This is a genomic window from Litorilinea aerophila, from assembly GCF_006569185.2.
GTDB classification, from domain to species: domain Bacteria; phylum Chloroflexota; class Anaerolineae; order Caldilineales; family Caldilineaceae; genus Litorilinea; species Litorilinea aerophila.
In genome coordinates this window covers 85,957-97,241 of the sequence record NZ_VIGC02000003.1, presented here as the reverse complement: position 1 = coordinate 97,241, position 11,285 = coordinate 85,957, and the positions used below count along the sequence as shown (strand labels likewise).

At 67.4% G+C, this 11,285-nt stretch carries 5 protein-coding genes; 3 read left to right on the top strand and 2 right to left on the bottom strand.

Features of this window, described 5'->3' with window-relative positions; translation table 11 throughout:
- Positions 1–101: 101 nt before the first annotated feature.
- The gene (locus FKZ61_RS02930; RefSeq protein ID WP_141608578.1) at positions 102–710 is read right to left on the bottom strand and encodes an RNA polymerase sigma factor; all 609 of its coding nucleotides are present in this window, start codon (positions 708–710) and stop codon (positions 102–104) included.
- Positions 711–961: 251 nt separating this feature from the next.
- On the opposite strand from FKZ61_RS02930, the gene FKZ61_RS02925 reads away from it, so the two are divergent.
- Positions 962–1,939 (top strand): ATP-binding cassette domain-containing protein, encoded by a 978-nt coding sequence (locus FKZ61_RS02925; RefSeq protein ID WP_141608577.1) that lies wholly within the window; start codon positions 962–964, stop codon positions 1,937–1,939.
- A 33-nt stretch (positions 1,940–1,972) separates the two neighbouring features.
- Here FKZ61_RS02925 and fabF read toward each other — a convergent pair whose 3' ends face one another.
- Positions 1,973–3,208, bottom strand: coding sequence for a beta-ketoacyl-ACP synthase II (gene fabF, locus FKZ61_RS02920; protein WP_141608576.1), 1,236 nt, complete (start codon positions 3,206–3,208; stop codon positions 1,973–1,975).
- 693 nt (positions 3,209–3,901) lie between these two features.
- Here fabF and FKZ61_RS02915 point away from each other — a divergent pair.
- Positions 3,902–7,351, top strand: coding sequence for a S8 family serine peptidase (locus FKZ61_RS02915; RefSeq protein WP_170199164.1), 3,450 nt, complete (start codon positions 3,902–3,904; stop codon positions 7,349–7,351).
- A gap of 275 nt (positions 7,352–7,626) precedes the next feature.
- Positions 7,627–11,178 carry a RecQ family ATP-dependent DNA helicase gene (locus tag FKZ61_RS02910; RefSeq protein ID WP_141608573.1) on the top strand — a complete coding sequence of 1,184 codons (3,552 nt, stop codon included), beginning with the start codon at positions 7,627–7,629 and terminating at the stop codon, positions 11,176–11,178.
- The last annotated feature ends 107 nt before the right edge of the window (positions 11,179–11,285 follow it).

Genomic DNA, 11,285 nt, shown 5'->3' with positions numbered 1-11,285 from the left:
CGCAAGAGCGCGTGACAGGCGTACCCCCAAACCGGCGGCGAACTTCTGCCGGGATTCACTCCAAAAGAGGCGAGCCGGCCGCTCCAAAATACATGAGATCGTCAGAAGGATCCATCGAAGCCCAGGCTCTCCAGCACAGCCCGCAACTGGCGCAGGCAACGGCCGCGGGTGGGTCCAATGCTGCCCACCGCCATGCCCAAGCGCGCCGCGATCTCCTCGTAGGAGGGCTCCTCCGGGTCCAGGAAGATCAGGGTGAGGAGCTCCCGGCAGCGGGGCGGCAGTCGTTCCAGGCCCTGGCTGAGCAGCTCCTGGCGACTCCAGCCGGCCAGCAGTTCGCTCATGGAGGGTACCCGGGCGGACGAAGGGCTGTCCAGGCTGGCCTCCAGGGGCACCTCCATGATGTCGGCCGCGGCCCCCGGCTGTTCCCGGCGCCGCCGCTGCAAGAGCCGCCAGCAGACGCGGCGGGTGGTGGTGATGAGCCAGGCGGGCAGCCGTTCCGGATCGTCCAGCTGGTGCAGGCTTTGAGCCAGGGCCAGGAAGACCTCCTGCCCCACGTCGTCCACCTCCTGGGGCGTCAGACCATAGCGCACGGGGATGGAGTGGACCAGACGGGCGTACCGCTCCACCAGGGCCTGCCAGGCCTGGCCATCCCCGGCCAGGCAGCGTTGGATCAGTTCCCGATTCTCCGGTTCTACGGGCACGGCGTTCATGGCTCCATGATACCGGAATGTGCCGCTTTCGGCTACCTGCCCTCCGCCGGGTTCCACCCCACCGGCCTGGAATCCGGATTGATCCACCGCCCAATTGGCCCGGACGCCCGTCTTGCCGTAAGATACCCCCTTGGTGACAGTTCGGCCCCGAGTCCCTTCCCCGCCGGGGGGCAGGAGCGTGAGGGGAGCAAAGTGCTACGCCGCCAGGAAGTTCACCCCGGTGAAAGGCGGCATCAGGCAGGATGACGACCATGCAAACGGGATATGCCATTGAAACCCAGGGATTGGAGAAGCGCTACTCCATGGCCGACGGCCAGGAAGTCCACGCGGTGCGGGGCATCGATCTACGGGTGGCGCGCGGGGAAATTTATGCGTTGCTGGGGCCCAACGGCGCCGGCAAGACGACCACCCTCTCCATCTTGACGACCCTGCTCCTGCCCAGCCAGGGCCGGGCCCAGGTGGCCGGCTTCGACGTGGTGACCCACCCGGCCCAGGTTCGACGCCGCATCGGCGTCACCTTTCAAGAGGTGGTGCTGGATCAGGAGCTGACCGGCCGGCAGATCCTGGACTTCCACGGGCGGCTCTACGGGCTGGCCACGGCCGAACGCCACCGGCGTATCGTCGAGCTGGCCGAACTGGTGGAGTTGAGCCACGTACTCGACCGCCGAAGCGGCACCTATTCCGGCGGGATGAAGCGCCGCCTGGAGCTGGCCCGGGGCCTCATGACGGCACCCGAGGTGCTCTTCCTGGATGAACCCACCCAGGGGTTGGATCCCCAGAACCGGGCCCACATCTGGGACTATGTCCGCCGCCTGCGGGCCGAGCAGGGGCTGACCCTGGTGCTGACCACCCACTACATGGAGGAGGCGGAGGCCCTGGCCGACCGGGTGGGCATCATCGACCAGGGGCGGCTGGTTGCCGAGGGCACCCCCGACGAGTTGATCGGCCAGATGGGGGCGGACATGATCCACATCCTGGCCGCGGGAGATCCCGCCGCCTTCCTGGCCCAGGTCCAGGGCCTGCCCTTCGTCACCCGGGCCGATCACCATGCCCAGGGCGACGATCTCTGGCAACTTCAGTTGGGGGTGGACCAGGGCAGCCGGCGGCTGGCTACCCTGGTGGCCCAGGCGTTGGAGAGCGGCCTCCAGATCCGGGAGGTCAGCGTAGCCCGCCCCAGCCTGGGCGATGTTTTCCTGGCCTACACGGGGCGGCAACTGCGGGAAGAATGACCCCCCCGGAATGCCTGTCCCCTGCCGCCGGGCCTATTCGTCCACCCGGCCGAAGACCGCCACCACATTCTGGCCGCCGAAGCCGAACGCGTTCACGATGGCGTAGCGGGCATCCACCTCCTGGGCCACATTGCCCACGATGGGGATGTCGATCTCCGGATCCGGCGTGTAGTTGATGGTGGGGGGCACGATGCCATGGCGCAGGGTGAGCACCGCGGCCACGGCGGATTGGGCACCGGCCGCGCCCAGGCCATGGCCGATCATGCTCTTGATGCTGGTGATCTTCATGTCGTAGACATGCTCGCCGAAGGCCCGCTTCAGGGCCTTGGCCTCGCCGATGTCGTTGAGCACGGTGCCGGTGCCATGGGCGTAGACCACGTCGATGTCCTCGGGCCGGAGACGGGCATTCTTGACCGCGCCCACCAGGGCCCGGGCCGCGCCATCCCCCTCGGGATCGGGCGCGGTGATGTGGTAGGCGTCGCCGGTGAGTCGCCCCCCCAGCACCTCGGCATAGATACGGGCCCCCCGCCGCCGGGCGTGTTCCTCCGTCTCTAAAATCAACACACAGGCTCCTTCACCGCTGACGAAGCCATCCCGGTCGATGGAAAAGGGCCGGCAGGCATGTTCCGGGTCATCGGTCCGGCTGGAAAGGGGCCCCATGCGGCCAAAGGCCGACATGGTCAGCAGCGAGATGGCGGACTCCGTCCCCCCGGCGATGATCACATCGGCCTCACCCCGCTGCAGAAAGTGATAGCCCTCGATGATGGAGTAGTGGCCGCTGGCGCAGGCCGCGGTGCTGGTCATCACCGGTCCCCGGGCGCCGGTTTCAATAGAAACCAGGCAGCTTACCGCGTTGGACATGGCGTTGGGGACCACGAACGGACCCACCGAGCGCCAGCCTTTCTCCATCATGGTGATGGTGGCTGCCTCGATCTCGGTGAAACCGCCGCCGCCCGTGGCCATCATGACGCCCACGTTGTCCCGGTTGGTTTCGTCGATCACCAGGCCGGCGTCGGCCAGGGCCTGCTTGCTGGCCGCGATGGCAAACTGGGTCGAGCGGGAAGTGCGGCGGATCAGCTTGCGGTCCATGTAGTCGGCCGGATCAAAGTCCTTCACCTCGCAGGCGATGTTGTAGGGCATATCCCCCGGATCGAACTGCATGACCCGCCCTGCCCCCGATTTGCCGGCAAGCAGATTCTGCCAGTAGGTCTCCACGTCGTTGCCGATGGGTGATATGGCACCCAGGCCGGTCACAAAAACTCGAGTCATATGAAATCGATTCTCCTGATCCAGTTGAGCGTCAAGGCTCCAGTCGAAAGAAAAGAAAGGATATTTTAAGGTATGTCGCTTCGCCCCCTGGCATTTACCGGAGGCGAACAGCGTGACAGGCGCCGTTGCTGTCGTTGCCGAAGATGTCCATCCCCCTCCCTGACCCTCCCCGCAGGACGCTTCCCCTTCTTAACCGGCCACCATAGCTGCCCAGGGCGCGCCGGACGGAAGATCTTGCAAACAGACAGGGATGGCAAGAGATTATATGGGACAGAACAGCAGGCGTCAAAACAGGGCAGAAGCTGGCCCCACGCCCGCTGGCCTCCCGGAGACGCCCCCCAGCCTGCCCGGCCTGACCTGACCAACAGACACATTCGATTTCGAAGCACTCGTTCGTGTGCAAGAATCGTAGCCAAATCGTTTAAATTTTAGCCCATCAACCGCTTGAACGGCCACCCCAAAACCGCTATAATTTCGTGAAATTCCCCCAGCCCTGGCACTGCCGCGCCCTTCATACGCCGGCAGCGGGCCGTCCGTCAGCACCAACCACACCACGCCTGGCGGCCAAAGTCAGGGACTATTGTACCAGCAGCACCGTCCCCCATCCAGTTTTGGAGCCGGATGGGCCGTGTGGGGTGAATCCAGAGCACCGCCGATCGATCCGTAATTATTAACACCCGAAGGGAGAAGAGGATGCGCATCATCCCACATTTGCTCCTGGTGCTGGCCCTGCTCCTGATGGCCGGCCAACCAGGCCTCTATGCCCAGGCAGATCCAAACAGCGCCCTGTTTTTGCCCCTGGTTATCCAGGGGGAATTGGCAGAGCCCCCCCCAGAGACGCCTGAACCCACCCCCACCCAGGAACCCTCGCCCACCCCCGAAACGCCTGAACCGACGCCGACGCCCACCACCACCCCCGAGCCGACGCCCCAGCCCACCCCCACCCACCCGGTGGACCCGTCCCGGCTGGAGCCCGATGAGTCCGCCCCCCTCCAGCCGGAGGATGTCCAGACTCGCCCCAAGCCGGAGCCCATCGCGGCGGCCGTGGCGTCCGGCGGAGGCGGGTTGCAGCAGGCCAGCGTCATTGTGGTGCTGGATGAATCCATCGACGCCGAGCAACTGGCAGCCCAGGTGGGAGGGGCCGTCATCCACCGCTACGAACGGGCTTTCCGGGGCGCCTCCCTGGTGGTGCCGGAGGAACGCCTGCCCATCCTGGAGGAGATCCAGGGCGTCCAGGCCTTGTACCTGGACAGGCTGGTGGAGCCCGACACCGACGCAAGCCCCCGCTTCATCGGCGCACCGGTGGCCTGGCAGATGCTGGGCGGGCAGGGCAACGCCGGCGAACACGTCACCATCGGCGTCCTGGATCTGGGCATCTGGCCTGAACATCCATCCTTCGCCGATCCGGACCCGTCCGGCAAGCCCTACCCGCCTCCCCCGGTGCGGCCCGGCGCCAACGGCTTCGGCGACGCGCCCCCGCGCAATACCTGCGATTTCGGCAATATGGGCGCCAACCCGGACGACGCGCCCTTCGCCTGCAACAACAAGCTGATCGGCGCCTACACCTACCTGGAGACCTACAAAACGGTCATCGGCCTCCTGCCCGACGAGTTCGACTCTGCCCGGGACGACAACGGCCACGGCACCCACACGGCCTCCATTGCGGCTGGCAACGCCGGCGTCAGCGCCAGCATCTTCGGCCTGCCCTTCGGCACCGTCTCCGGCGTGGCCCCTCGGGCCCACATCGTCGCCTATCGGGTCTGCGCGGACCAGGGCTGCTATCAGAGCGATATCATCGCCGCCATCGAGCAGGCCATCCGGGATAAGGTGGACGTGATCAACCTGTCCATCGGCGGCGGAGCCTCGCCGTACCGGGATCCGGTGGAGCTGGCCCTGCTCAACGCCTACGAACAGGGCATCTTCGTGGCCGCCTCGGCCGGCAACGACGGCCCCCAGGCGGATACGGTGGAACACCGGGGACCGTGGGTCACCACGGTGGGGGCCAGCAGCACCGACCGGGCCTTCGTCAGCACCCTGCTGCTGGTGGCCGACAACGGCGACACCCTCCAGCTCACCGGTGCCAGCGTGACGCCCGGCATCCTCGCGCCGGCCCCCGTGGTGCTGGCCGACGATCCGGCCACCCCGGGCGAGGTGGGCGGCCGCTGCAGCGCCGCCATGGGTCCGGTCCCGGCCGGCGCCATCGTGGTCTGTAACCGGGGCAGCAGCGCCCGGGTTCTCAAGAGCTACCACGCCGCCAACGCGGGCGCCGCCGGCATGATCCTGCGCAACCTCACGCCCCAGGGAGTCAACCCGGACAACCACTTCATCCCCACCGTGCACCTGGAGGCGGACGCGGGCGAGCAGCTGATCCAGTTCCTGCAAAGCCACAGCAGCGTCCATGCCACCTTCACGCCGGGCACGCGCGCGGCGGCCCAGGGGGATGTGGTGGCCCCCTTCAGCAGCCGGGGCGGCTCCCAGCAAATCCTGGGCATCAACAAGCCGGACCTGGTGGCGCCGGGCGTCCAGATCCTGGCCGGCCACACGCCCTTGCCGGCCACCCTGCTGGGCGGCCTGCCCGGCCAGCTCTTCCAGGTCCTGCAGGGGACCTCCATGGCCAGCCCCCACGTGGCAGGCGCCGCCGCGCTGCTCAAGGCCATCCACCCCGAGTGGACGCCCGGCCAGATCAAGTCCGCCCTGATGACCACCGCGCGTACGGCCAATGTGGTCCTGCCCGACGGCACCCCTGCCACGCCCTTCGACCGGGGGGCCGGGCGTCTCAACCTGGGCCGGGCCGGGGACGCCACCCTGACCATCGACGCCCCGGCCGATGAGTTTCGGACCCTGGCGAATCAGCTGTGGAATGCCAACTACCCCAGCCTCTTCCTGCCGGACATGCCGGGGCGCATCACCGTCCAGCGACGCATTGCCAACCTGACAGACAAGAAACGGGTCTGGGTGCTCACGGTGGACGCGCCGCCCGATGTCCAGGTGGATATCCCCAAGGTTATCCAGATCGAGCCCCACAGCGAGCTGCTCCTCCCCATCACGGTGGACGCGTCCACCGTGCCCCTGGGTGAGGTGCGCCACGCCAACATCAACTTCAAGCGCGGGCGGGAGCACCACGACTTCCCCATCACCCTGGTCCGGGGACAGCCGGTCGTCACCCTTACGGCCGCCTGCACCCCCAACGTCCTGAGCCGCCTGGAGCGGACGGACTGCACCCTCACCCTGACCAACCGGAGCTTTGCGGAGGCGCACGTGGCCGTGGTCGACCGGCTGCCCCGCCAGCTCACCCTCCTGCCGGAGACGGTGGAAGGGGCCAACGTGGACGGCAACGGCATCAGCTTTGGCGGCATCCTGCCCCCGGCCACGCCGCCCCAGATCGGCGCCGTCATCAGCCCCACGGCCTCGCCGGCGGGCTACGTCCCCCTGGCTGGCTTTCGGGGCAGCGTGGTGGTGAATGCCACCGACGAGAGTATCGCCAATTTCAATGTGCCCGGCTTCTTCTACGGCGGGGAAACCTATAGCCGCGTCGGCATCGTCTCCAACGGCTACGTGGTGGTGGGCGGCGGCACCGCGGACGACGTCCAGCACATCAACAGCGACTTTCCCGATCCCGCCGTGCCCAACAACGTCCTGGCCCCCTTCTGGACCGACCTGAACCCGGAACAGGGCGGCCGCATCCTGATCAATGTCCTCACCGATGGCGCGGACAACTGGATCGTCATCGAGTGGGAAAACGTGCCCAACTACCAGTCCGCGGACGAACGCAACACCTTCCAGCTCTGGATCGGCACCGCGCAGGACGCCCACCCAGAGGAAGACATCAGCTTCGTCTACGGGCCGAGCATCACCCGGGGGAACCGGGGCAACCTGACGGTGGGGGCGGAGAATGCCTTTGGCAACGCCGGCGTGACCGTCTACTTCAACGGAACCGGCACCCCACCCCGGCCGTCCTATCCCCACGGCGATTTCGAGGTGGCCATCGTCAGCCAGCCTGGGGCACCGGGAGGCAGCCACACCATCCGCTTTGGGGCCCAGGCCGGCCACATGCCGGGCAACTGGACCCACTGCGCGGAGATGACGGCGAACCTCTTCCAGGGTACCCACATCGCCTGTGTCAGCGGCCAGGTCAGCCACTGAGCCGGGGACCCGGGGAAGGTGTCGAAGCGACGAACGCTATGCCAACAGGGGTAGGCGCCTCTGCCCGCCCCTGTTGGCCACCCCGTCACCTGGTCATGGTTCAGTCCCCATCCCCTTCCCCCGCTGGGGGTGAAGAGGTAAGTAAAATTGCCCCTGGGGTGAAATTTATGTTGACAACAGCGCCCCTCGATGTTATGTTGCAGGCGCAAGGTTTTCCCCACCGGTGCGGGTCGAGACCCACAGATCCTTGATGCGCATGCACCTACGGAAGTATCATGGGCCATCAACAGACCTCAGCATTGTCCCTGCTCGGCGCGTTGCAGCTTACCCAGGACCATATCGCCAACCTCCCGCCGGATCTCCGGGATCAGCTCCTGGACTACCTCCGGCTCTGGGGGAGCCCGGAGGAGCACCTGGCCCTGGTGGAGCGACTGCGAGAGCTCCATGGCCCCCTCCTGCTTCTCCTGGATCACCAGGCCCAGGCCTATCTTCGGCTGGGTGACTATGCCCAGGCCCTGGACACCATTGAGCGCCGACAACATCGAAGTACCACCCTGGCCTCCCAGGTGTTGGAAGCAAAGGCCCTCCTGGGGCTGGGCCATGGCGCCCATGCCCAGGCCGTGGCCGACGACCTGCAGGACGCCTACCCCCGCCACACCCTGGCCGTCTGCGCCGCGGCCGAAATCTACACCCACCTGGGACAATTCCCCCGGGCGCGCGCCCTGTTGGAGCATTTTCTGGAGATCCGGGAGCCGTCCAGCCGGGCCAACCTGCAGGCGACCCTGACCCTGGCCCGCCTGGCCCATCAGGCCGGCGAACGGGAGCTGGCCGAAGCCTACGTCCAGCGGCTGGGTTCCGGGGTCCCCCCAGGCCTGGGGCCGGCCTCCCTGCAGGAGTTGGCGGGGCTTCTGGCCGACCTGGGCCATCAACAGAGTGCCCAGGCCGTCCAGCTGGAGCTGGAGCGCCAGCGCCAGCGCCGTTTTCAGGAGCTACAGGAGCGGTTGGGGCCCCTGGTGAACGTGGATCCGGATCTGGTCCAGGATCCGGCTCGCCTCTACCGTCACCTGAGCGGGCCAGAATCCATCCAGGTCAGCCGCGCAGAGCGACGCCGCATCCAGCTGGAGGCCATTCGCCATTTTGGTTTCAGTGAGCTGCGTACAGGTCAGGCTGAAGTTATCGCCGCCGTCCTGCGGGGAGAATCCATCCTGGCGGTGATGCCCACGGGCGCAGGCAAATCCCTCTGCTACCAATTGCCCGCCCTGATTCAGCCCCGGGCCACCCTGGTCATCAGCCCCCTCATCGCCCTGATGAAAGATCAGGTGGAGAGCCTGCCGGCCGGCGCCCGACGCCGGGCCACGTTTATCAACAGCAGCCTGAGCGACGAAGAGTACGAGGCCCGCATGCAGGGGATCGCCCGGGGCGACTACAAGCTGATCTACGCCGCGCCCGAACGGCTCCGGCAGATCACCTTCCTGCACGCCCTGCGAGACGTGGGGCTGGATCTCTTCGTGGTGGATGAAGCCCACTGCGTCAGCCTGTGGGGTCATGACTTCCGCCCGGACTATCTCTTCATCCAGGAAGCCCGGCGGGAGCTGGGCAACCCACCCGCCCTGGCCATGACCGCCACCGCGCCCCCCCGGGTGCGGGATGAGATCATCGACTACATGCAGATAGAGGAGACGGCCGGGGAAGGGGAAGGCGACGGCGAGCCGGAACGGAGCAGGCGCCCCCGGGTGATGGCCCTGGACATCTTCCGGGAGAACCTCTTCCTTTCCGCCCTCCACTTCCACCACGAGGAGGAGAAGGTCGCTGCCCTGCTCCAGTTTGTGGCCGAAACCGAGGGCAGCGGCATCGTCTACGTCAACAGCCGCCACAAGAGCGAGGCCCTGGCCTTCCAGCTCCGGCAGGCCGGCGTGGCCGCGGAGGCCTACCACGCCGGCCTGGCCGACCGCAGCGCCGTCCAGGACCGCTTCATGTCCGACCGCACCCGGGTGGTGGTGGCCACGGTGGCCTTCGGCATGGGCATCGACAAGCCGGACATCCGCTTCATCGTCCACTTCCACCCGCCCCAAAGCCTGGCGGCCTACTATCAGGAGGTGGGCCGGGCCGGCCGGGACGGGCGCCCCAGCCAGGGCATCCTCTTCTACAGCAACAACGACTGGGCCAACCTGCGCCGGTGGGCCAAAGCCGATGAGTTCACGGTGGATTTCCTGGAGAAGGTCTACCAGGCGGTGTCCACCCAACTGGCGGTGAATCTCTCCATGGCCGGCCAGGAAGTGGATCAAGAGCCGGGCGAGGCCGGGATCGTGGACATGCGCCGCCTCCAGCAGGTCCTCAACAGCGACGAGACCAGCCTGCGGGTGGCCATCAGTATGCTGGAGCGCTGCGATCTGATGACCCGGGGATTTGACGTGCCCCAGGAGTTCACCATTGCCATGCCCCGCCGTCAGCCCACGCCGCCGGATGACGAGGACTTCCGCTACCTGATGGCGGGCCTGGCCCTCCGCCCGGGCGAAGTGGCCTCCTTCAAGGCCCGGGACATCGGCGCCTTCATGGGCTGGCCCCTCCACCTGGTAGAGGGCCGCCTGCTGGCCTGGCAACGTCAGGGCTGGCTCCGGGTGAAGGCTTCCCAGCGGGCCATGTACATTGAGGTGGCCCGACGGCCGGCTGACATGCGGGACCGCCTGGAGCGGATGCTGGCCCAATCGGCCGCCATTGCCCAGCGGCGTATCGACGATGTGGTGGGCTACGCCACCACCGACGGCTGCCGCCACGGCTACATCAGCGCCCACTTTGGCAGCCCTCCCCGCAACCGCTGCACCGTGTGCGACAACTGCACCGGGGTTCGCCCCGACATCCTGGTACCCACGGAAGCTGCCCCGGCCCTGCCCGACGATGCCGACATTGAGCCCATGATCATCGACTGCCTCCTCAGCCTGCCCAAGCCCGTGGGCCGCAGCGGGTTGGCCCGCATCCTGGCCGGCAGCCTGCGCGCGCCGGTGCCGCCGGATCAGGCCCGCCACCACGGGCGGCTCAAGGCCCTGGGCGAAGCCACCATCATGGGCTACATCGACGATCTGCTGGCCGATCACCGCCTGCGCCAGTATGAACGCCACGGCTATCCCGTCCTGGCGCCCACCCGGCGAGGCCGGGCCGAGGCGGAGAGCTGGCTGGCCGAGCACCCCGAGCTGGCAGAGCTCCCGGCCGCACCGGCAGCAGCCGGGGACGCCCCCCCGCAGCCCCCCCCACAGCCCGAGGAGGCAGAACGGGAAGGAGACCGCTACACCGCCCTGCAGAAGGCCCTCTGGCTCTGGCGACGCCGCTGTGCCGAGGAGCTGGGCCAGCCCCCCTACATGATCATGAGCAACGAGCTGATGTTGCGCATTGCGGAAACCCGCCCCCAGACCGAAGAGGAACTGGCCGCGCTGCCCGGCATGGGAGAGCAGCGCCTCCAACACTTCGGCCCCACCATCCTGGACCTGGTCCGCCTCTATCCCAAGGGGGAGAAAGATGATGAGCTTTTGCGCGCCCAGCGGGCCGAAGAGGCCAGGCTAGCCGCCCCGGGGCCGCTGCCGCCTCGAGTACAGCGGCAACTCTACCTCAAGCTCCAGGAACTCCGCCAGAAGCTTTCGGTGCAGGAAGGTTGTCCGCCATCCCGGCTGGCGGGGACGAGCCTGCTGAAGGCCCTGGCCCACCAGGCCCCCACCAACCTGGATGAGCTCCGCCAGGTGGCAGGCTTTGAAGAGAGCGGCCTGGCCCCCTACGCGCCCCTGGTGCTGGCCGTAATCAGCCAGATTCGCAACGGAGCCTCCACAAAAACCCCGTAAATCACCCGGTCCCGACCTTCCATCCCGCTCCCGGTTGGCGCCTCGGTCAGCCAGCCGGGAGCATGCTGTCAGCGCCAGGTCATTGCCGGGAGCGCTGCAACAGGCTA

Excerpts from the sequence above, each read along its gene's own strand:
- FKZ61_RS02930 (WP_141608578.1), bottom strand. The coding sequence starts at position 710 with ATGAACGCCGTGCCCGTAGAACCGGAGAATCGGGAACTGATCCAACGC.
- FKZ61_RS02925 (WP_141608577.1), top strand. The coding sequence starts at position 962 with ATGCAAACGGGATATGCCATTGAAACCCAGGGATTGGAGAAGCGCTAC.
- fabF (WP_141608576.1), bottom strand. The coding sequence starts at position 3,208 with ATGACTCGAGTTTTTGTGACCGGCCTGGGTGCCATATCACCCATCGGC.
- FKZ61_RS02915 (WP_170199164.1), top strand. The coding sequence starts at position 3,902 with ATGCGCATCATCCCACATTTGCTCCTGGTGCTGGCCCTGCTCCTGATG.
- FKZ61_RS02910 (WP_141608573.1), top strand. The coding sequence starts at position 7,627 with ATGGGCCATCAACAGACCTCAGCATTGTCCCTGCTCGGCGCGTTGCAG.